The 19,326-nt window shown below is 65.6% G+C and carries 24 protein-coding genes; 5 read left to right on the top strand and 19 right to left on the bottom strand.

Annotated features, from left to right (window positions below; all coding sequences use genetic code 11):
- Window positions 1-923: 923 nt before the first annotated feature.
- The 17 genes from thpR to OXC99_08465 form a co-directional block, all read right to left on the bottom strand.
- The gene (gene thpR, locus OXC99_08545; protein MCY4625033.1) at window positions 924-1,532 is read right to left on the bottom strand and encodes an RNA 2',3'-cyclic phosphodiesterase; all 609 of its coding nucleotides are present in this window, start codon (window positions 1,530-1,532) and stop codon (window positions 924-926) included.
- Window positions 1,510-2,043 (bottom strand): mismatch-specific DNA-glycosylase, encoded by a 534-nt coding sequence (locus OXC99_08540; GenBank protein ID MCY4625032.1) that lies wholly within the window; start codon window positions 2,041-2,043, stop codon window positions 1,510-1,512. The genes thpR and OXC99_08540 overlap by 23 nt, the downstream gene beginning before the upstream one ends.
- A gap of 5 nt (window positions 2,044-2,048) precedes the next feature.
- The gene (locus OXC99_08535) at window positions 2,049-2,894 is read right to left on the bottom strand and encodes an amidohydrolase family protein (GenBank protein MCY4625031.1); all 846 of its coding nucleotides are present in this window, start codon (window positions 2,892-2,894) and stop codon (window positions 2,049-2,051) included.
- Window positions 2,895-2,903: 9 nt separating this feature from the next.
- Window positions 2,904-3,281 (bottom strand): hypothetical protein, encoded by a 378-nt coding sequence (locus OXC99_08530; GenBank protein ID MCY4625030.1) that lies wholly within the window; start codon window positions 3,279-3,281, stop codon window positions 2,904-2,906.
- Window positions 3,282-3,294: 13 nt separating this feature from the next.
- Window positions 3,295-3,579, bottom strand: a complete 285-nt coding sequence (locus tag OXC99_08525) for a type II toxin-antitoxin system prevent-host-death family antitoxin (GenBank protein MCY4625029.1) — start codon at window positions 3,577-3,579, stop codon at window positions 3,295-3,297.
- Between the two features lie 65 nt (window positions 3,580-3,644).
- Complete coding sequence (locus OXC99_08520) at window positions 3,645-3,833, bottom strand: SEC-C metal-binding domain-containing protein (protein MCY4625028.1); 189 nt, start codon at window positions 3,831-3,833, stop codon at window positions 3,645-3,647.
- Entirely contained in the window at window positions 3,833-5,053 is a 1,221-nt protein-coding gene (gene trpB, locus OXC99_08515) for a tryptophan synthase subunit beta (GenBank protein MCY4625027.1), read from the bottom strand. The genes OXC99_08520 and trpB overlap by 1 nt, the downstream gene beginning before the upstream one ends.
- Complete coding sequence (locus tag OXC99_08510; protein MCY4625026.1) at window positions 5,050-5,730, bottom strand: phosphoribosylanthranilate isomerase; 681 nt, start codon at window positions 5,728-5,730, stop codon at window positions 5,050-5,052. The genes trpB and OXC99_08510 overlap by 4 nt, the downstream gene beginning before the upstream one ends.
- Window positions 5,727-6,536: an indole-3-glycerol phosphate synthase TrpC gene (gene trpC / locus OXC99_08505; protein MCY4625025.1), complete on the bottom strand. Its 810-nt coding sequence runs from the start codon at window positions 6,534-6,536 to the stop codon at window positions 5,727-5,729. Before trpC ends, OXC99_08510 begins: the two co-directional genes overlap by 4 nt.
- Window positions 6,537-6,556: 20 nt before the next feature.
- Window positions 6,557-7,567 (bottom strand): anthranilate phosphoribosyltransferase, encoded by a 1,011-nt coding sequence (gene trpD, locus OXC99_08500; protein MCY4625024.1) that lies wholly within the window; start codon window positions 7,565-7,567, stop codon window positions 6,557-6,559.
- A gap of 41 nt (window positions 7,568-7,608) precedes the next feature.
- Window positions 7,609-7,983 (bottom strand): PaREP1 family protein, encoded by a 375-nt coding sequence (locus OXC99_08495; GenBank protein ID MCY4625023.1) that lies wholly within the window; start codon window positions 7,981-7,983, stop codon window positions 7,609-7,611.
- A 152-nt stretch (window positions 7,984-8,135) separates the two neighbouring features.
- Window positions 8,136-8,699, bottom strand: coding sequence for an aminodeoxychorismate/anthranilate synthase component II (locus OXC99_08490; protein ID MCY4625022.1), 564 nt, complete (start codon window positions 8,697-8,699; stop codon window positions 8,136-8,138).
- Window positions 8,696-10,159, bottom strand: coding sequence for an anthranilate synthase component I (gene trpE, locus OXC99_08485; protein MCY4625021.1), 1,464 nt, complete (start codon window positions 10,157-10,159; stop codon window positions 8,696-8,698). The genes OXC99_08490 and trpE overlap by 4 nt, the downstream gene beginning before the upstream one ends.
- Window positions 10,160-10,198: 39 nt before the next feature.
- Window positions 10,199-11,254: a tryptophan--tRNA ligase gene (gene trpS / locus OXC99_08480; protein MCY4625020.1), complete on the bottom strand. Its 1,056-nt coding sequence runs from the start codon at window positions 11,252-11,254 to the stop codon at window positions 10,199-10,201.
- Between the two features lie 403 nt (window positions 11,255-11,657).
- Window positions 11,658-12,083 (bottom strand): GNAT family N-acetyltransferase, encoded by a 426-nt coding sequence (locus OXC99_08475; protein MCY4625019.1) that lies wholly within the window; start codon window positions 12,081-12,083, stop codon window positions 11,658-11,660.
- A gap of 97 nt (window positions 12,084-12,180) precedes the next feature.
- Window positions 12,181-12,522: a type II toxin-antitoxin system HicB family antitoxin gene (locus tag OXC99_08470; GenBank protein MCY4625018.1), complete on the bottom strand. Its 342-nt coding sequence runs from the start codon at window positions 12,520-12,522 to the stop codon at window positions 12,181-12,183.
- On the bottom strand, window positions 12,519-12,719 hold the full coding sequence (locus OXC99_08465) for a type II toxin-antitoxin system HicA family toxin (GenBank protein MCY4625017.1): 201 nt from the start codon (window positions 12,717-12,719) through the stop codon (window positions 12,519-12,521). The genes OXC99_08470 and OXC99_08465 overlap by 4 nt, the downstream gene beginning before the upstream one ends.
- A gap of 242 nt (window positions 12,720-12,961) precedes the next feature.
- Here OXC99_08465 and OXC99_08460 point away from each other — a divergent pair, with 242 nt between their 5' ends.
- The 4 genes from OXC99_08460 to OXC99_08445 all read left to right on the top strand — a co-directional run bounded on the left by OXC99_08460 (window position 12,962) and on the right by OXC99_08445 (window position 16,650).
- Window positions 12,962-13,633, top strand: coding sequence for a response regulator transcription factor (locus OXC99_08460; GenBank protein MCY4625016.1), 672 nt, complete (start codon window positions 12,962-12,964; stop codon window positions 13,631-13,633).
- A 175-nt stretch (window positions 13,634-13,808) separates the two neighbouring features.
- Window positions 13,809-14,456, top strand: coding sequence for an LON peptidase substrate-binding domain-containing protein (locus OXC99_08455; GenBank protein ID MCY4625015.1), 648 nt, complete (start codon window positions 13,809-13,811; stop codon window positions 14,454-14,456).
- A 311-nt stretch (window positions 14,457-14,767) separates the two neighbouring features.
- Window positions 14,768-15,673 carry a HindIII family type II restriction endonuclease gene (locus tag OXC99_08450; GenBank protein ID MCY4625014.1) on the top strand — a complete coding sequence of 302 codons (906 nt, stop codon included), beginning with the start codon at window positions 14,768-14,770 and terminating at the stop codon, window positions 15,671-15,673.
- A gap of 5 nt (window positions 15,674-15,678) precedes the next feature.
- The gene (locus OXC99_08445) at window positions 15,679-16,650 is read left to right on the top strand and encodes a site-specific DNA-methyltransferase (GenBank protein MCY4625013.1); all 972 of its coding nucleotides are present in this window, start codon (window positions 15,679-15,681) and stop codon (window positions 16,648-16,650) included.
- 394 nt (window positions 16,651-17,044) lie between these two features.
- Here the strand turns inward: OXC99_08445 and OXC99_08440 are convergent, their stop codons facing one another.
- Both OXC99_08440 and OXC99_08435 read right to left on the bottom strand, forming a co-directional pair.
- Window positions 17,045-17,377: a TipAS antibiotic-recognition domain-containing protein gene (locus OXC99_08440; GenBank protein MCY4625012.1), complete on the bottom strand. Its 333-nt coding sequence runs from the start codon at window positions 17,375-17,377 to the stop codon at window positions 17,045-17,047.
- Between the two features lie 10 nt (window positions 17,378-17,387).
- A complete protein-coding gene (locus tag OXC99_08435; GenBank protein MCY4625011.1) occupies window positions 17,388-18,755 on the bottom strand; it encodes an amidase in 1,368 nt (455 codons plus the stop codon).
- A gap of 107 nt (window positions 18,756-18,862) precedes the next feature.
- On the opposite strand from OXC99_08435, the gene OXC99_08430 reads away from it, so the two are divergent.
- Complete coding sequence (locus OXC99_08430; protein MCY4625010.1) at window positions 18,863-19,288, top strand: PPOX class F420-dependent oxidoreductase; 426 nt, start codon at window positions 18,863-18,865, stop codon at window positions 19,286-19,288.
- Window positions 19,289-19,326 lie beyond the last annotated feature (38 nt).

Genomic DNA, 19,326 nt, shown 5'->3' with positions numbered 1-19,326 from the left:
CGTCCATGTATCGAGCATACCACGCTCCGGGCGCTGCGGGACGCAGTCGCCCGTCGCCCCGTTTTACCCGGCCTTCTGCCGGAGGCGTACGCTGTGCAACGTTTCGTACCGCGCGCCCGAAGGCGTGAGCGTGCTCTGGATGAGGTGGGTGGCGGCGACGGCGCAGGCCCCTCGTGGTCTGCCGTCCCTGCCACTTGAACGTCCACGGAGGCAACTGGCAACCGCGCCCACAACTTAGTTGGTAGTGTCCCAACGGTGGTAGAATCAACACGCTCCGTCCCCCACAATTCAGGAGGCAAGCGTGCAGCGACCTAGTCAACAACTGGTTACAATCGGCACCCTCCTCGTGATGCTTGGCCTCACACTCACTTTCGTCGGCTGTGATAGCCGGTCAGACCGTGACCGTCCAGAGAGCTCCGAAAGGTGGAACCAAGACATGGCCATGATAGCCACAGAGTACGCCAAGCTCCCCCCCCCTGCCCCTACGGTACGGTAATAACAACACCCCCTTCGCTACCTATGACAGGACAGAACACGGGGTACGTTTGGTTCTGTCTTATGACAAGGCCGTAAACGCCTTCAAAGGCACCATTGAGAACACCACGGATAACACGCTGTACGCGATCGAAGTTTCGACCATAGTCTGGCGCGGAGAACACGGCACCACCCTTGACCCTCAGGACGCACATGACCTCGCACCCGGTCAGGTCACAGAGGTCACTGTTCCGGCAGACAACCAACCCTTCGAGTCGTGGACTGCACTGCTAAGCATTGTCTACTGACTCTTACAAATACCACCACAACCCTAGGCACTACGACTCTGTAACGACACTGGAGAGCCGAATGCGGTGAAAGCCGCACATCCGGTTTGGAGGGGGCCGACGGAAAAGTGCTCCGGTAACACGGGGTAACTCGCCGGCGGCCTACCCTACTCTTTGGCGGAGATGGACTGTGTGCAGCGTCTGGTAGGTGGGCCCGGTTTGGGAAAGCGTGCTCTTGATCAGGTGCAGCGCGTCGACCGTGAACCTGCCGTCCACGTCGGCACGAATAGCGGCCAGCGCCTGTGCCGCGCGGTCCCGGTCGTTGACAGTTGCGCTGTCGCGCAGCCGCGCGATGGTGAGGTGCGGCGTGAACGCGCGTCGCTCCCGCGCGAACCCCAGCGTCGCGCACGCCTCGTCCACACGCCGCGCAAGCCCCGCGAGGGACTCGGTGTCGCCCGCTATCCCCGCCCACAGCGCCCGCGGCGCGCGCTCGTCCGGGAACGCGCCAACGCCCTGCAACGCGAGCTCGAATGGCGCGACGCCCTCGCCCCCAGCGGTCAACGCCTCGGAAAGTGACGGCACGAGGCCGGTGTCCACATTCCCCAGAAACTTCAGCGTGACGTGCACGCCCTCCGGCGCAACGGTGCGCACGCCCCGAAGATCGGCGTCGCGGAGCCTGCCGATCGCCCTCGCGAGAACCTCCCGCACCTCGGGCGGCAGCGCCACCGCCACGAAGAGCCGGAGCTGCTCAGGCCGGTTTGAGCTGGTCACGCAACTCCCTCAGCCGCGCGTACCACGCGGTCAGGTCCTCCAGGCTGAAGCTGGCGTTGGCCGGGCTTGGGTTGGGCGTCACAAAGACGACTGACTCTCCGATGCGCCACTCCTGCAGTCCCAGCGCCACCCGCTCCCGGCTCCCGTCGCCGTGCCGCCGGTACTGCGACGCCGCCATTACGCCGTGGAAGCTGACGATGCGCGGCGACGCCCCCAGCAGCCGCTCGCGAAGCTCGGCCGCCCCCGCGCGAAAGTCCGCCGCCGTCAGCGCGCCCGCCCCCGGCGTCGGCCGCTTTACCACGTCCGTCATGCCGATGCCGAAGTCGAGCATCCGATGGTCCGTCTCGGGCCCCAGCGATTCCGGCGTGAGCCCCGCCGCGTTGAAGGCGCGCCAGAATCGGTTCCGCGGGTTCGCGAAGTAGCGCCCCGTCTGCGCCGAGGGTATCGACGGGTTCAGCCCCACCAGCACGATGTCGAGCCCCGGCCGCAGGTAGTCGGGCAGCGTCTCCATCGCCGTCAGCCGCCCAGCCCAAAGAGCCCGGCCGCGTTCCCGCCCAGGATAAGCGCCTGCTCCTCATCCGACAGTCCGCTCTCCCGCACCTGCGCCAGCAGCCGGGCGTGCTTGATGAGCGGGAAGTCCGTCCCGAACAGCATCCGCTCCGCCCCGAGCGCTCGGGCAACGTTCGCAAAGACGTCCGGCGCGTACAGGAACGGCGACGCCGCCGAGTCGAAGTAGGCGTCGGCGAGGGCCGCCTTGACCTCCGGCATAAGCGCGTAGAACGGCAGCCCGCCGCCCCAGTGCGCCGCGATAATCGGCTGCCCCGGAAACGCCTCGATGAACCGCAGCGCCTTCTCGGGCGTCACCGTGCCCTTGCCCGCGTAGCTGTGCCCCACCGGCTCCGACGCATGCGTCAGCACTGGCATCCCCAGCCGCCTCGCGAGCGCCATCAACGGCCCCATGAGCGAGACGTCGTCGATGCTGAACCCCTGCGTGTCCGGGTGCAGCTCCCCGACGCCCGCGAGCCCCGCCTCCGCGCACCGCTCCACCTCGGCAAGCGCGTCGTCGCCCCACGCGGGGTTCACCGACCCGAAGGCCAGCAGCCGCCCGCCGCTTCGCGCCACGCATTCCGCCAGGTAGTCGTTCGCCTCCCGCGCAACGCCGGGGTCCGTCCACCCGATCCCCACCGCCACCGCCGCGTCGACGCCCGCCTCATCCATAGCAACCAGCAGGTCGTCCACACTGGCCAGCACGGCCTGTGGGTTCGAATACAGCTCGCGGAAGGTCGCGTCGCGACGCGCAATCTCCTCCCGCCGCTCGCGAAACGACGGCGGGTAAACGTGTACGTGTGAGTCAATGATCATGGCGCCATGCTACCAGAGGGTCTCCACGTTTGGAGACGCGGCTAGAAGGCGATCCACCGTGATCAGCACGGCTTCATGCACAACGGCTTCAGCGGCGATGAGCCTGTCGTGAATGTCGGGGATTTCCGGGAAAGCGCCCAGCAATGCGAGTTGCTCTCCGCCGGTGTCCTTCAAGATCATCCCAAATGCGGTCAGATCCAGTAGAAACTCAGCGGGCACAACGGGGTCGCGCATCTTTACTGAGAGGAAATACAACTCAGCCACGACTATGGCCGGAACGATGATGGTCGCTTCTCCCGCAGCAGCCTGACGAAAGACACTTGCGGCATTGGCGGAAAGGCGGGCATCAGCCTTCAAATACCACCACAGGGCGTGGGTGTCGGTCACATAGACCGGCGGACTACTTGGCATCGTCGCCCGGGATGTCCTCAAATTTCTCTTTCCAGGCGTCGTTCATTTCCGCCCTGAAGCGTTGGATTTGTTCAAGTGACAGGTCGGGCAGGTGGGCGTACTTCTTCTGCAGCGGCGTCAACGGGGTTCCCGCCCCAGGTGCGATGGGCGCCAACCGCGCGCACGGCTTCCCCCGGCGCGTGATGATGACCTCCTCGCCCTCTGCGAGGCTGTCGAGAATCTGCCCGGCCTTGGCCTTGAGTTCGCGGATGCTGTAAGTCGTCATGGCGTCCATCCAGGGGTGGAGTGGGTGACTCCATTGTAGCTGCCCGCGTGAGGGCGGGACAAGGAGCCCTCCCCCTACCCCCCGTGGCAGCGTTTGTACTTCTTGCCGCTGCCGCACGGGCACGACTCGTTGCGGCCCACCTTGCGGCCCTGCGTCATGTCCTGGAAACGGCGGTCGTCGGCGCGCCGGGCCTCGCACTGCGCGCACGTACACTCCAGCGGGTGGTCGCTGTACCAGCTCGTCCGCTCCTTGCCGATGACCATCACGCCGCTCCTTCCGGCCCGCCGCGTTCGTCCATGATGCGGATAACCTCCTGCAGGTCCTTGTCCCCGCGGCCGCTCAGGTTCACGACGATGACCTTGCCCGCCCCAGCCTGCGGCGCGAGCTTCGCCACGTATGCCAGCGCATGCGACGGCTCCAGCGCCGGGATGATGCCCTCCGTCCGCGACAGCAGCCCGAAGGCCTCCAGCGCCTCGTCGTCCGTCGCCGAGACGTACGTCGCCCGTCCGATGTCCTTCAGGTACGAGTGCTCCGGCCCGACGCCCGGGTAGTCGAGGCCCGCCGACACGCTGTGCGTCTCCATCACCTGCCCGGCCTCGTCCTGCATCAGGTACGAGTGCGACCCGTGCAGCACGCCCGGCCTGCCCCCCGAGAGCGGCGCCGCGTGCCTGCCCGTCTCCAGCCCAAGCCCCCCGGCCTCGACGCCCACGAGCGCCACCTCCTCGTCCGCGATGAAGGGGTGAAAGAGCCCGATGGCGTTGCTCCCGCCGCCCACGCACGCGACGGCGTAGTCGGGCAGCCGCCCCTCCGCGGCGATGACCTGCGCCCGCGCCTCGCGTCCCACGACGCTCTGGAAGTCCCGCACCATCATCGGGTACGGGTGCGGCCCCACGACGCTCCCCAGCAGGTAGAAGGTGGTGCGCACGTTGGTGACCCAGTCCCGCATGCACTCGTTGATCGCGTCCTTCAGCGTCCGCGACCCGCTGTCGACCGGCTCCACCCGCGCGCCGAGTAGCTTCATCCGGTAGACGTTCGGCTGCTGCCGCCGAATGTCCTCCGTGCCCATGTAGACCACGCACTCCATGCCCAGCAGCGCGCACACCGTCGCCGTTGCGACGCCGTGCTGTCCCGCGCCCGTCTCCGCGATGATCCGCTGCTTGCCCATGCGCTTGGCCAGCAGCGCCTGCCCCACCGCGTGGTTGATCTTGTGCGCGCCCGTGTGCGCCAGGTCCTCGCGCTTCAGGTAGATGCGCGCCCCGCCGAAGTGCGCCGTCAGGTTGGCCGCGAAGGTCAACGGCGTCGGCCTCCCGACGTACGTGGACAGCAGCCCCGTCAGCTCCGCCTGAAAGCCCGCGTCTTCCCGCGCCTCCTCGTAGCCGATGCGCAGGTCCTCGACCGCCGCCATCAGCGTCTCCGGCACAAAGCGCCCGCCGAAGTCGCCGAACCGCCCCTGTTCGTTGGGCAGCCGTTGCTCGCTGGTCATAGAGCGGCTCCTTGTCTGGCCGCCGCCACGAAGCGGCGAATCTTGGCGATGTCCTTGACCCCCTCGGTCTCGACGCCGCTCGAGACGTCAACGCCCCACGGCGCCACCTCGTCGATGGCCGCCCCGACGTTCTCCGGCGTCAGCCCCCCCGCGAGAATGAACCGGTGGCCGAGAGCGGCCATTTCCCGCGCGATGCTCCAGTCGAACGTCAGTCCCATCCCGCCCGGCTGCACCGGCGACTGCCGGTCGAGCAGCGCCATGTGTCCCGCGTCGTTGATGGAGTGCAACCGCGCTTCCACCGTCTCCACGGCCGCGTACTCGTCGTCGGTATCCCCGGATGCGGGCGTGGGCACGTGCACGACCTTGATGACCAATGGCTCCACCCGCGCCCAGTACTCTGGCCCCTCGCTGCCGCAGAGCTGCACAAGGTCCAGCCCCACCAGCTTGGCAACGGCGTTCACGTGCTCGACGGGCTGGTCCGCGAAGAGTCCCACAAGCCTCGGCCCCTGGTGCTGCTCCCGAAACGCCGAAGCCAGCGCGGCGCCCGTTTCCGGCGGCACGTAGCGGCGCACCGTCGGCAGGAAGTTCAGGCCCACCAGGTCCGCGCCCGCCTCCGCTGCCGCGGCCATGTGCTCCACGTCGCGCAGTCCGCAGATCTTCACCACCGTCATACTCATGACGCCCCCTGCGCGGGGACAGCAACCCCGAGCAGCTCGCGGATCTTCGCCCCCGGCTCCGGCTGCGTCACGATGGCCTCGCCCACCAGCGCCGCGTGCGCTCCGAGGTCGCGAAGCCGCTCCATGTCCCCCCGGTCGCGAATGCCGCTCTCACTGACCAGCGCCGCGCCTGAAGGCGCCTTCGACGCGAGGCGCCCCGTTACGGCGAGGTCCGTCTTGAACGTGCGCAGGTCGCGGTTGTTGATCCCGATGACTTCCGCTCCAGCATCCGCCGCGACAGCCATCTCAGTTTCGTCATGCACCTCCACGAGGCACTGAATGCCCACCTCCCGCGCCGCGCCCAGCAACTCGCCGAGCTGCGCCGCCGACAGCACCGCCACGATGAGCAGTGCGGCGTCGGCCCCATAGGCGCGCGCCTCGTAGAGCTGGTACGGGTGCGTCAGGAAGTCCTTGCGCAGCACCGGCACACCGGTCGCGGCTACAGCGTCCTTCACCTGCTGCAGGTGCTCCAGCGTCCCCTCGAAGTGCGCGTCCGTCAGGCACGAGACCGCGCCCGCGCCGCTCGCCGCGTACGTCGACGCCAGCCACGCCGGGTCGAAGTCCGCCCGCAGCAGCCCGGCCGACGGCGACGCCTTCTTGACCTCTGCGATGAGCCGGATGTCGTCGCCCGTCAGCGCCGCCGCGAAGGGCACAGCCGCCGGCGCATCCGCCATGCGCCGCTCCAGCTCGGCCAGCGGCGTCTCGGCCATGGCCCGCTCCAGCGACTCCCGCTTCGCCTCGACGATTTTGTCCAGAATCGTTGCCATACCTGCAATGCTCCCGGGCGCTAGGCGCTCTGGCTGACCTCCGCCATCTTCCTCAGCGTTTCCAGCGCCGCCTTGCTCGAAAGCACCCGCCGCGCCGCTGCCACGCCCTCCTTCAGGTCCGGTACGGTACCCGCGACCAGCATGCCCGCCCCCGCGCTCAGCGCGACGGCCCGGTGCAGCGGCCCAAGCTCGCCGCCCAGCACCCGTTGCATCGTCTCCGCGTTTTCCTCCGCGACGCCGCCCTTAAGGTCGTCCGGCGAGCATGGCTCCAGCGCCACGTCCTCGGGACGCACCTCGTAGGCGGTCACCGCGCCGTCCTTCGCCTCCCACACCTGCGACGGCCCGGTCAGCGTCAGTTCGTCCGCGCCGTCGGAGCCGTGGACCACCATAGCCCGCGTCGTCCCAAGCTGCAGAAACGCCTCCGCCATCCGCTGCCCGAACGACGGGTCCGCGATGCCGACGACCAGTGCGTCGGCGAAGGCCGGGTTGGTCAGCGGTCCGAGAATGTTGAACACCGTGCGAATGCCGAGTTCCCGGCGCGGCGCCGCCGCGTGGCGCATGGCAGGATGGAACGCGGGCGCGAACATGAACCCCATGCCCGCCTCCTCCACGCATTGCGCGACGCCCTCCGGCGTCTGCTCCAGCTTGACCCCGCAGGCCTCCAGCACGTCCGCAGCCCCCGCCGAGCTCGACGCCGCGCGGTTCCCGTGCTTCGCCACCTTCACCCCCGACGCCGCCAGCGTCAGCGCCGCGGCCGTCGAGATGTTGAAGGTGTTGAGCCCATCGCCGCCCGTGCCCACCACGTCGACCACCGGCCCCGGCACGTTGACGCGCAGCACGTTCGCCCGCATCACGCGCGCCATCCCCGCGATCTCGTCGGAGGTCTCGCCCTTCAGCCGCAGCGCCGTCACAAACGCGCCAATCTGCGCCGGCGTCGCCGTGCCTGACATGATCTCTTCCATGCAGCCAGACGCCTCCTCGGAGGACAGCGACCGCCCCTCGATCAATGCGCCAATGGCTTCTCGAATCATGACCAACTCCAACGGAAACTCGGACGTCGGGGTTGAAAGCCCTACTCCAACTGCCCCTCCACCTTGTTCACGAATTCAACAACATGCGACAGGTGGTAGGCGGCCTGCCTCGACGATAGCTCGCCCTCATAGAAATTGACATGCAGCAGGTTAGCCTCTGAGAACAACACCGAGAGTGAGTCGTCGTCAGTCTCGTCCACTAATCGGCGAACAATGTTGAACAGGTGCCGGTGGCTGTCGTGCTCCCAGCCGCGAGCGTCTGCGATGGCCTTGACGATCTGTGCGGCCGCCCCCCAGCCCTTTTCGGCGGCCTGATACAGGTCGCCATGTGCTAGTTCATCTTCCGCCTGAGCGAGAAAGACTCGGCTTTGATTCTTGTATGGAGTCTCGACCAACAGGATTCCTCCAATCGCCATTGCGCTTGCCGCGCGGCTATTGCTCCTCCAGCAGCGCCTCCACCCTTTCCACAAAGCTGGCTGCTTGCTCCAGGCACAATCTGATTTGGTCCGCCGGCAAACCCCCCGGAACGTAGTTGACCTCCAATTGGAGAGTGCCGTCTCAGCCTAGCCTACATTGCCAGGAAGTTCCTGAGAAGGTCTTTGCCCACGACCGTCATGATCGACTCCGGGTGGAACTGCACCCCGTGCACCGGGTGCTCCTTGTGCCGTAGCCCCATGATGCGCCCCGAGTCCGTCCACGCCGTCACCTCCAGGCTCTCCGGCAGGTCCTCCGGGAACACCACCAGTGAGTGGTACCGGATCGCGTCGAAGGGCGTCGGCAACCCCTCGAGCACCCCTGCGCCCGTGTGGTGGATGGCCGACGTCTTGCCGTGCACGATCTCCCCCGCGCCGCCGACCGTCCCGCCGTACACCTCGCCGATGCACTGGTGCCCCAGGCACACGCCCAGCACGGGCGTCGTCGGCCCCAGCTGCTCGATCGCCTCCATCGAGACCCCCGCCTCCTTCGGCGTGCACGGCCCCGGCGAGACCACCAGCTTGTCCGGCTTCATCGCCGCGATCTCGTCCACCGTGACCTGGTCGTTGCGCTCCACGTGCACATCCGCGCCAAGCTCGCACAGGTACTGGTAGAGGTTGTAGGTAAAGCTGTCGTAGTTGTCGAGCAGCAGAATCATGACTGTTCCTCCGCAAGGCTGATGGCGCTCAGCAGCGCTCCCGCCTTCTGCAACGTCTCTTGAAATTCGGACTCCGGCTCGCTGTCGTAGACGATGCCGCCGCCCGCTTGGATATACGCGACGCCATCCTTCAGCACCATCGTGCGGATGGTGATGGCCGTGTCCATGTTGCCCGAGAAGCTGAAGTACCCGACGGCCCCGCCGTACGCGCCGCGCGCCTCGCCCTCCAGCTCCGCGATGATCTCCATCGCCCGCACCTTGGGCGCCCCCGACAACGTCCCGGCCGGCAGGCACGACCGCAGCGCGTCGTAGATGGTGCGGTCCGGCCGAAGCTGCCCGTGCACCTCAGACTCCAGGTGCATGACGTGCGAGTACTTGACGACCCGCATCAGGTCGTGCACCTCCACCGTGCCCGGAATGGCGACGCGGCCCACGTCGTTGCGCCCCAGGTCCACGAGCATGATGTGCTCGGCCCGCTCCTTCTCGTTGTTTTGCAGCTCCCTCGCCAGCGCCTCGTCCTCCTCCACCGTGCGGCCGCGGCGGCGCGTGCCCGCCAGCGGGAAGTTCAGCACCCGCCCGTCCTCGACGCGCACCAGCAGCTCCGGCGACGCCCCGATGATGTGGAAGTCGTCCAGCTCCAGCAGGTACATGTACGGCGACGGGTTCGTGCCCCGCAGCGCGCGGTACAGGTCGAGAGGAGATGACTCCGTCGGCCGCTCCAGCCTCTGCGACGGCACCACCTGGATGATGTCCCCCGCGATGATGTAGTCCCGCGACTGCCGTACGATCTCGTCGTACTCCTCGTAGCTGCGGTTCGACGAGTACGTCCGCCGCTCCCGCTGCTCGGCCCCCTCTTCCCGAGAGCCGTTGCGCTTGGGCCGCTTGAGCGGCCGGTCCAGCCGCTTCACCAGCCGGTCGATGCGCTTGGTCGCCTTCGCGTACGCCGCGTCGACGTTGTCCCCGCGGATGTGCGCGTGGCTAACCACCTGGATCTTCTGCCGCAGGTGGTCGAAGACCAGCAGCGTGTCCGCCAGCATGAACGTCGACTCGGGCAGCCCCAGCGGGTTGCTGGCTGGCGGCGGCACCCGCGGCTCGAAGTAGTGGACGGCGTCGTACGCCAAGAACCCCACGTGCCCGCCGTGAAAGCGCGGCAGCCCGGGGATGGTCACCACCTTGAACCGCCCAAGCGCGCTCTCGACCAGCCGCAGCGGGTCCACCTCGCCGTTCTTTTCCCCCGGCCCCGTGCGGATGACCTTCGACGGCTCCGTCCCGATGAAGCTGTACCGCGCCAGCCGCTCCCCGCCCTCGATGCTCTCGAGCAGGAACGAGTACGGTTTGCGGGCCACCTTCATGTAGGCGGTGACTGGTGTTTCAAGGTCCGCGCTGATCTCCCGGTACACCGGGACGAGGTTCCCCTCTTTCGCCAGCTCCCGGACCTGTTCCAGTGTTGGTGTATACATGTCTGACAGTCCCTTCTGACTGGAATGTCGCGTAGATTGCTATCGTTTGGGCAGGATCAGCCCCATGCGTTCCTTGACCTCGTCGAGCTTCGGCCCGGCAACCGACTCCGCGCGCTCCGCGCCGACCTCCAGCAGCCGGTCGAGCGCCCCCACGTCCTGCATCAGCGCCTCGTACCGCTCCCGGATGGGCGTCAGCGCCTCGATGACCACCTCCGCGACGCGTCCCTTCAGGTCGCCGTACCCCCTCGCCGACGCAAACTCGGCCTCCACCGACGCCTCGTCCATGCCGGTGATCACCTTGTAGATGCCCAGCAGGTTGTTGACCCCGGCCTTCTCCGGCTCGTCCGAGAACCGGATCTCGTTGCCGTTGTCGGTCACCGCTCGCTTGAACGTCCGCTCGATCTCCTTCGGGTCGTCGAGCATCCGCACCGCGTGCCCCCGGATGTGCGCATAGCTCTTCGACATCTTCACCGTCGGGTCGTTCAGCCCCATGACGCGCCCGCCGATCTCCGGAATGACCCCCGCCGGCACCACGAACGTGTCGCCGTAGGTGCGGTTGAACCGCTGCGCGATGTCCCGCGCCAGCTCCACGTGCTGCCGCTGGTCCTCGCCGACGGGCACCTCGTGCGCGTCGTACAGCACGATGTCGCCTGCCATCAGCACCGGGTAGTCCAGCAGCCCGGTGGAAATCGTCTCCTGGTTCTCCGCCTTCGACTTGTACTGCGTCATCCGCTCCAGCCAGCCGATGGGCGTCACGCAGTTGAGCAGCCAGCACGCCTCCGCGTGCGCCGTCACGTGGCTCTGCACGAAGATCGTGCACTTCTCCGGGTCGAGCCCCGCCGCGAACAGCATCGCCGCCAGCGACCGCGTCTGGTGGCGCAGCTCCTCCGGCTCCTGCGGCACCGTCAGCGCGTGCAGGTCCACGATGCAGAAGTAGTTCTCCTTCTCCTCCTGCCTGTCGACCCACCCCTTGATCGCGCCGATGTAGTTCCCGAGCTGCACGTCGCCGCTCGGCTGTATGCCGCTAAACACCGTCCGCACCCCCTCGACCCGGCCCCGCCCTGTCGTCCCCCGAACGCCTTCCTGCGTAGTCATCTCCGGCCCTCGCTCTCCTCTTGACCCCGGCTTGCGACACCCAATAAAAAAACCCCGCTCCCATCAAGGGGCGGGGTCACTCCGCGGTGCCACCCTTGTTCACGGACTCTCGGTTTCAGGAAAGTCCGCAATCTCGAAAACGGTGCGCCTCCCATGGGATGACGGCTTACCCGCTGGGCGTTTGATCGGCGCCCACCCGGCGGCAGCGTTCACGGGGCTTTCGCCCTGCAAGCCGGCCCATTCGTCCCCTGCGCCAGCGCCGGTTTCCACCGTGCCCGGCTCTCTGTGGCCTCGCTGGGGGAGTACTCTTCCTGCCCGCCGCCTCTATTCCGATGTTGCATCAAGTCTAGGAGGGCTCAGAGGGTGCTGTCAAGAACGGGCATCCGAGGGCCGCGCTACCTGCCTACCCGCTCAGGCGTAGCTTGAACAGCTCGGCCGTACGCTCGAACCCGATGCCCTCGTAGAAGGCCGCCGCCCGCCGGGTCGGCACCGTCACCTCCACGGAATTGCCCTCCCGAGCTTGCTCGACAACAGCCTCCACCAGCCCCCTGCCAATGCCCTGTCCCCGCTGCGACTCGACCACGTACAGCTCCAAGATCTCGGTGATCACTCCATTGGCAAAGAGCGTGGGCACGTCGCAAGCGTAGACGTAGCCCTGAATGCCGTCGTCATCCTCAGCAACGAGGAGATGCGCAGCCGGCGAGGCGGTCAGCATGGGGTAAGTGTCGTCGAATGCAGCGCGGGAGGGCCGGTAGCTGGTCGCGAGCTGCAATAGCAAGCCGAAGACTGCTTTAGCATCTGCGGCCGTCGCCGGACGGATAGTGTCCATAGTTCCTCCGCTCGCTCCAATATCGTGGGAGGGCATTCAGGAGGAAACGGGCGGACTTGGACCCCACAGCGCGTAATCTCGGCCCTGAGGGCCGCCATCACCCGCCGGCCGCAGCGGGCACGCTGACCTCCACGTCCACCGTCCCGAACGTTGTCGTCAGTGTGGGCGGCGCATCGGCAAACGTGCTCAGGATCTCCTCCGCGTGCTCCGTCAGCGAGGCGCTGTGGTAGGCCATCGCCTCCTCGACCGACATGCGGGGCGCCGGAAGCGCCTCGCCCTGTTCCACCATCTCCTCTACGAATATGGCGATCGCTTCACGGACTGCCTCCTGGATGGCCGGCCATGTGTCCGCCGTGCTCATACACCCCGGCAGGTCCGGCGGGTAGGCGGAATAGTTGTTGGGCGTTTCCTCGAACACCACCGCGTAGGTGAGCTTCATCGCCTTCCCTCCCGGAGTCCTGCCTGCCGGAGGATGTTCAACCACGTCCCTTTGTCGACGTCATCCCCCGGATGTCCCGGTATGACTACGATGCCGGGCTTTACCGGAAGGTGGTATATGGGGTGATTCCCTCTTGTCCGAACATAGTACCATCCATCCTGTTCCACTATGCGGATGGCCTCACGTGTCTTGGGCATGATTCGCGCTCTCGCTTGGGGGCGTTTTCAAGTACACATCCTGCCGTCGGCATACGCCCTCTCTTTGTGGCCCCGCGCGTGTCGAGACTCACTGTGCCAAAATAACGGCCTACAGACTGAATTGCCCGCCCAAACAGCCCGAAACGCGCAAACTCACCGCTCCTCGCACACAAACCTCTACGAAAAGCGTCGCCACCATGCTATACTATCGTCTCCAATCGAGTGTGTAGGGGTAGCGATACGTGCCTTCTGTCTTGATGATGAGCCGCGACGGCAGGGCCGCGGAAACGCTCATGCTGGCGTTTCCGCGCGGTGACTTCACCACGTCCGCCTCCTCGGACCCCGCCTGCCTCGACGCCCTCCCCGTCGAGCAGACCCCCGACGTCGTCCTCCTCGACGCCGTCGGCTTCTCCCGCACCGAGGCCGACGAGGCCGTCCAGCTCTGCCGCCGCCTCCGCCTCCCCGTCGTCGCCCTCGTCACCGAGCGCGAGCTCGAGGACTACGACATCGCCCGCGGCGCCGACGACTTTGCCCTCAAGCCGCCCAACCCCACCGAGCTCACCCTCCGCGTTACCCAGCTCCTCCGCCGCCTCCGCGGCCGCGAGGGCTCCGAGACCATCCACAGCGATGACCTCGTCATCGACCAGTCCCGCTATGAGGTCACCGTCTCCGGCTACCGCGTCCTGCTGACGTTCAAGGAGTACGAGCTCCTCCGCCTGCTCGCCCTCAACCCCGGCCGCGTCTTCTCCCGAGAGGAGCTCCTCTCCCGCGTCTGGGGCTACGAGTACTTCGGCGGCACCCGCACCGTCGACGTCCACGTCCGCCGCCTCCGCAGCAAGGTCGAGGACGCCAACCACACCTTCATCGAGACCGTCTGGAACGTCGGCTACCGCTTCCGCACGCCGTCCCAGTAGCGCCCCCGCTCGCCCTGAGCCCTGCCGAAGGGTCCCCACCCCCCTACCCCCCTCATACCGGCGAATGCCGGTATCCAGAAACCTCGCGCCCAACGGTCCCCGCCCTGTCCCCTCCCCCCTGTGGCGCACCCGCCCCCTTGCGCGTACACTGGGGTCAACCTGAAGGCGGGGCGACATGGCCAACGAGATCCGCGACATCCCTCTCTTCCCCCTGGGCACCGTGCTCTTCCCGGGCATGCAGCTGCCCCTGCAGCTCTTCGAGCCCCGCTACCTCCAGATGTTCCAGGACATCTCCCACGCCGACTCCTGCTTCGGCGTCGTCCTCATCAAGGAGGGCGTCGAGGTCGGCGCGCCCGCCGTCCCCTTCGACATCGGCACCATCGCCCGCGTCGTCCAGCACGAGAACACCGACGACGGCCGCATCGTCCTCATGTCCGTCGGCCAGCAGCGCTTCCGCTCCATCCAGGTGCTCCAGCAGCTCCCCTACATGACCGCCCGCATCGAGCTCCTCCCCCCCGACGACGCCGGCGCGACCCAGGCGGGCCCCCTCGTCAAGGAGAAGTTCCTCGAGTACGCCCGCCTCGTCGCCGGCATGGCCAACGAGTGGGTCCGTGACGTCCCCTTCCCCGACGCCCCCGCAGACCTCGCCTACCTTGTGGCCCGCAACCTGGAAGTCAGCATGCCCGTCAAGCAGGGCCTCCTGGAAATGGACACCGCCGAAGAATGCCTGCAAGCCGAGGTGGAGATCCTGGAAATGGTCACCGAGCACCTCCGCCGCCGCGTCCGCCAGGAAGGCCCCTCCCAACGCTTCAGCGCCAACTAGGGATTTTGCCGAAGGCGGCTTGTTTGTAGTGCTCTTCCAGTGGTTCCTTCGTCAGAGTCAGGACGAAGCAAAACGTAGGGGTGTGCAAGCTGGCGCGTGTCCATGCCGTTGCGTATACTTGCGCTAATTGGTCGGGGCGGTATGTCAAACGAGATTCAGGTCTCCCAATCTTGCCTCTTGGCACCGTCCTCTTCCCGCGCGTAGGCCAGCCTCTACGCTAATGGGTCAGGATTCAAAGTACACCGGATTTCTTAGCCTCGCATATACGTCTGGCAGCTCCTATATTAGGGATTGTTTGAATGACTACAACAATGATTGCCCCATCCGAGAGAGATCGGCGTTCACGATGGATTCAAGAGATTGGTGGCCTTAGCAACGATTTTGCGACGGGCGCAGCATGGATAGAGCAGTCACTATCTGAAGAGCTCCGGCGAGAAGGCACCGCACCATTACTTAGTCACTTACGACTCTGCGGTGCAATCCCTGAAGTCTATGCCCACGATAGTACTCAGGAAAAGTTGTACTCGAAGTACACGGACGTGGTAATTCACCAAGCCTATTCCACAATTGGCCTCACGAGTTCTGTCCTACGGGAACGCGCCGACGTTGCCGATGTAGAGTGTGCATGTCCAGACTATAGTTTTGTCGCTGACGCGAAAGCATTTCGCCTTAGTCGTACTGCTAAGAACCAAAAGGACTTCAAAATACAGGCAATGGACAATTGGAAGCACGGTCTCCCCTTTGCTATGGTGGTTTGCCCTGTATATCAACTGCCGAGGAGGAGCAGTCAGATATATCAGCAAGCTGTTGCTAGGTCAGTGTGCATCTTCACGTACACGCATCTTGCAGTGTTGGTTAGGTATGCTGAGATTAAGGGGCAAGAGAGAGCGATGAGCATCTTGCACAATGTCTTTAAGGCAGTTGAAGCCTTGAATCCTTCTAAAGAGGCTTTGTCCTATTGGCGGTCGGTCAATGAGACGATTCTAGAAGCTGATCTCAATATCTCACCCTTGTGGCGAGAAGAGAAGGTCGCTTCGGTGGAATCCGTTGGAATTGCAAAAGAAGAAGCGCTGACATATCTGGCAAGCGAACGCAACCGAATCATGCTCCTTTCGAGAGATGAGGCTATTCAGGAAGTCATCCAGAGGAGTAACCTTGATAACCGAATTCGTGCGGTTCAGTCTGTTTCTGACAACGGTCTGATGGAGATCGGCTAAAAGGTATGAACGACGCTTATCTGGACCGGATACTCCTAGCAGATTGCCGAGACCATCTCCCTCTGCTTGCAGATTTCAGCATTGAACTTTTGCTTTCGGACATCCCGTATGGAATAAATTTGGACAATTGGGATGTCATCCACAACAATACGAACTCGGCTTTGCTCGGACAATCCCCTGCGCAGGTGGGCAAGTCTGGTTTCAAGCGAAGAGGAAAACCCATAAACGGATGGTCCCAAGCAGATAGGCAAATGGGGAGCGAGTACGAGCAATGGTGTAGGTCGTGGGCGGAATTGGTATGGCCTAAGCTGAAAGATGGTGCCTCGATATTCGTCTTCGGTGCACGTCGAACAATCCACCATGTGGTCAACGCTTTTGAAGACAACGGAATGTTATTGAAGGACATCCTGATATGGAAGAAAATATCAGCTCATCACCGGGCGCAGCGAGTCAGTATAGTTTTTGAGCGGCGGGGTATGAAGGACGCCGCAGAATCATGGAAGGGATGGCGTCTTGGTAACCTGGCGCCAGTTTATGAGCCGATCGCCTGGTTAGTGAAACCTTACCGCGTGGGGGGGACAATCGCCGACAACGTTCTGGAACAGGGTGTGGGTGCCATCAACGTGGAGGCATGCGAGGAAAGCGGAGCTAGTGCCACAAATCTGCTTGAATTCGGATTTGGGAGGGATGAACGGCGGATTCATGAAGCGCAGAAACCCCTGAAACTTGTTGAATTCCTTATCAAACTAACTACTAGGGAAAACCAAACGGTGCTTGATCCCTTTATGGGAAGCGGCACTACTGCCGTTGCAGCCGCGCGCCTCAATCGTCACTTCATTGGCTTTGAAATAGACCCTAGATTCCATGCAGAGGCTACTGATCGCCTTGCCTATGAAACTGAATCAGAGCCTTCTCCTAGGCAAAGGCAGGGTCAAGGGAAGCTGTTCGAGAAGTCTGCAAGAGATTACAAAGGGTAAGGCAAATACCAATCCGTATAGGTGTACTACCTCCCACCCTGACACAACCCCATTGCCCCCAAGCCGCCCCGTCCGCTACCGTCACCCCATGAGCGCCACGACCACGCACACCAGCACGCCCACCCGCCCTGCCCCGGGCCGCTTGCGGCCAGGACGCGAGCATCAAAGGCTCTTCTCGCAGGGAAGGAGTCGTGTTGTAGCTGAAATGTGCCGTGTTGGCTACAAAGCAAAGCAGGGAGAGTGCCCCCGGAAAAAAGGAAAAAATTTGAGTTGTAGCTGGAATGCGACACTTCCCATACAAAACAAAGGGGAAACAACCTCCCCCGCAGCTACGGGAGATCCAGCACGAATGTCAAACGAATGGTCTGGGGCCCGCCCCTGCGCCGCTCGCCCCCTACGCCTGCCTCGCCCGCTCGATGAAGGCGATATCCTCCGGCCGCGGCGCGCCGTCCACGTCCGCGAACGCCCCCGCGTCGTAGTTGCGTTGGATGGCCTCGGGGAGCCCGGGCTTGGCGGCGAAGTGGGCCATCGTCCGCGCCGTCAGCGCGTCCCATCGCTCGACGAGCCCCTTCGCCTCTGCCGACGCCGGGTCGAGCTCGTAGGAGGCCCGCACCTCGGCCAGCAGCGACGTCCACCCGGCCTCCACCGCCGCGATTTCCTCGTCGGGCGTCTCCCGGCGCAGCTCCTCGAACTGCGCCATCTGCTCCGGCGTGTAGTGCTTCTCCACCCTCGAGCCCCTACCGGGGGTCTATCGGCGTCAGCCGCACGCCGAGGACGCGCTCGCACCACGCCGCGGCGGTCAGCAGCCGCTCCTCCTGGAACATCCCCGCCGCGAGCTGCACGCCCAGCGGCATCCCGTTCTCGGCCAGCCCCGTCGGGATGTTGATGGCCGGGCAGCCCAGCCACGTCCACGGCGCCTGGAAGTACGTCGGCCCCGTCGTCGAACGGTCCCGCGGCGCCGGGCCGGGCGTCCCCGGGCTCAGCAGCACGTCATACTCGCCGTAGACGTCCGCCATGCCCGCCCGCAGCTCACGCCGCGCGTCCAGCGCCACGATGTAGTCCAGCGGCGACCGCGCCAGCGCGTCCCGGATCCGGCTCCGGATGTTGGGGCCGTAGTCCTCCGGGTTCCGCTCGTACCACTCCCGGTGGAACACCGCCGCCTCCGTCCACACCACCGCGCCGATGTCCTCCGGGCTCCGGTTGAACAGCTCCGGCAGCGTCGCCTCCTCGACGGTCGCGCCCGCCGCCGCCAGCTTCTGTGCGACGTCGTCCGTCTGCCGCCGGATCTCCTCGTCGGCCCGCTCGTAGAAGAACTGCCGCACCAGCCCGATGCGCGGCGGCCGGCCCTGTCGCAGTGAGGCGGCGTGGTACGCGCCCACCATCTGGCACGCCCCCATCGGGTCCTTGGGGTCGTACCCCGCGATGGCGTCCAGCACTAGCCCCGCGTCCTCCACCGTGCGCACCATGATGCCCACCGTGTCCGTCGAGAAGCTGACCGGCACCAGCCCGTACGCGCTGATGCGCCCGTGCGTCGGCTTCAGCCCGACGATGCCGGTATAGATCGACGGCCGAAGCGTCGACCCCACCGTCTGCGACCCCGTTGCGACGGCGACCATCCCCGCGGCCACCGCCGCCCCCGAGCCGCTGCTCGAGCCCCCCGGCGTATGCTCCCGGTCCCACGGGTTGTACGTGATCGAGGGATCCCCGTCTGCGAACTCCGTCGTCACCGTCTTCCCCAGCACGATGGCCCCCGCCTCCCGGAACTTCGCGACCGAGTGGGCGTCATACTCCGGCACGAAGTCCGCCATCAGCGGCGACCCCGCCGTCGTCAGCAGCCCGCCCGTGTAGAAGATGTCCTTCAGCCCCACGGGCACGCCGTGCAGCGGCCCCCGCGGCCCGGCGCGCTCCAGCTCCTCGGCCGACGCCTGCGCCGCGGCGAGCGCCCCGTCCCGGTCGACGGTCACCCACGCCTTCAGCGCCGGCTCGTATGCGTCGATGCGCGCCAGCAGCGCCTCCACCAGCTCCACCGGCGAGAGGCGTCCCTCGCGGATGGCTGCGGCGGCCTGGGCGGCGGACAGTTCGTGCGGCTTGGCTTGCGTCGTCATGGCTTGCGCTCCTGCTGCAGGGTTGGTCAAGTCGGCGCCATGCTATCATGGCGTCCACGACTGCGCATCGCAGCCGCCAGAACGCACCGCGCAGGGGGGAAGCAGGCATGCCCGAAATGTCACAGGCGGAGATCGAAAAGTTCCTCGAGGCCCCGCGCATCGCCCACCTCGTCACCCTGCGGCCCGACGGCTCGCCCCACGTCGCGCCCGTCTGGTACGAGTACGCCAACGGCGACTTCCTTGTCTGGACCAGCCGCCAGTTCAGGAAGTTCAAGAACATTGAGGGCGACCCTCGCGTCGCCCTCTCCATCGCCAGCGAGGACCAGCCCTACACCTACGTTGTCGCCCACGGCGAGGTCACCGTAACCGACACCGACATCTGGGGCATCGGCCTCTCCATCGCCACCCGCTACGAGGGCGCCGAAGGAGCAGTCACCTTCCTGGAGCGCTACTACGAGGAGGGCCAGAGCGTCGTCCTGCGTCTCACGCCGAGCCGCACCATGACCTGGAGCGACGGCGGCGAGGATGCCTAACCGGGGCCATCGGGCAGAAGCGTCGGCCGCAACCCCAG

It is taken from the genome of Chloroflexota bacterium, from assembly GCA_026713825.1.
Classification (GTDB): domain Bacteria; phylum Chloroflexota; class Dehalococcoidia; order Lucifugimonadales; family UBA1127; genus UBA1127.
This window is presented reverse-complemented; position numbering and strand designations above follow the sequence as displayed.

Excerpts from the sequence above, each read along its gene's own strand:
- OXC99_08525 (MCY4625029.1), bottom strand. The coding sequence starts at position 3,579 with ATGGACGCCATGACGACTTACAGCATCCGCGAACTCAAGGCCAAGGCC.
- OXC99_08455 (MCY4625015.1), top strand. The coding sequence starts at position 13,809 with ATGGCCAACGAGATCCGCGACATCCCTCTCTTCCCCCTGGGCACCGTG.
- trpC (MCY4625025.1), bottom strand. The coding sequence starts at position 6,536 with ATGGCAACGATTCTGGACAAAATCGTCGAGGCGAAGCGGGAGTCGCTG.
- OXC99_08520 (MCY4625028.1), bottom strand. The coding sequence starts at position 3,833 with ATGGTCATCGGCAAGGAGCGGACGAGCTGGTACAGCGACCACCCGCTG.
- trpS (MCY4625020.1), bottom strand. The coding sequence starts at position 11,254 with ATGACTACGCAGGAAGGCGTTCGGGGGACGACAGGGCGGGGCCGGGTC.
- OXC99_08465 (MCY4625017.1), bottom strand. The coding sequence starts at position 12,719 with ATGCCCAAGACACGTGAGGCCATCCGCATAGTGGAACAGGATGGATGG.
- OXC99_08535 (MCY4625031.1), bottom strand. The coding sequence starts at position 2,894 with ATGATCATTGACTCACACGTACACGTTTACCCGCCGTCGTTTCGCGAG.
- trpE (MCY4625021.1), bottom strand. The coding sequence starts at position 10,159 with ATGTATACACCAACACTGGAACAGGTCCGGGAGCTGGCGAAAGAGGGG.
- OXC99_08435 (MCY4625011.1), bottom strand. The coding sequence starts at position 18,755 with ATGACGACGCAAGCCAAGCCGCACGAACTGTCCGCCGCCCAGGCCGCC.
- OXC99_08450 (MCY4625014.1), top strand. The coding sequence starts at position 14,768 with ATGATTGCCCCATCCGAGAGAGATCGGCGTTCACGATGGATTCAAGAG.
- OXC99_08430 (MCY4625010.1), top strand. The coding sequence starts at position 18,863 with ATGCCCGAAATGTCACAGGCGGAGATCGAAAAGTTCCTCGAGGCCCCG.
- OXC99_08495 (MCY4625023.1), bottom strand. The coding sequence starts at position 7,983 with ATGGCGATTGGAGGAATCCTGTTGGTCGAGACTCCATACAAGAATCAA.
- OXC99_08540 (MCY4625032.1), bottom strand. The coding sequence starts at position 2,043 with ATGGAGACGCTGCCCGACTACCTGCGGCCGGGGCTCGACATCGTGCTG.
- OXC99_08470 (MCY4625018.1), bottom strand. The coding sequence starts at position 12,522 with ATGAAGCTCACCTACGCGGTGGTGTTCGAGGAAACGCCCAACAACTAT.
- OXC99_08445 (MCY4625013.1), top strand. The coding sequence starts at position 15,679 with ATGAACGACGCTTATCTGGACCGGATACTCCTAGCAGATTGCCGAGAC.
- OXC99_08475 (MCY4625019.1), bottom strand. The coding sequence starts at position 12,083 with ATGGACACTATCCGTCCGGCGACGGCCGCAGATGCTAAAGCAGTCTTC.
- trpB (MCY4625027.1), bottom strand. The coding sequence starts at position 5,053 with ATGACCAGCGAGCAACGGCTGCCCAACGAACAGGGGCGGTTCGGCGAC.
- OXC99_08490 (MCY4625022.1), bottom strand. The coding sequence starts at position 8,699 with ATGATTCTGCTGCTCGACAACTACGACAGCTTTACCTACAACCTCTAC.
- trpD (MCY4625024.1), bottom strand. The coding sequence starts at position 7,567 with ATGATTCGAGAAGCCATTGGCGCATTGATCGAGGGGCGGTCGCTGTCC.
- OXC99_08510 (MCY4625026.1), bottom strand. The coding sequence starts at position 5,730 with ATGAGTATGACGGTGGTGAAGATCTGCGGACTGCGCGACGTGGAGCAC.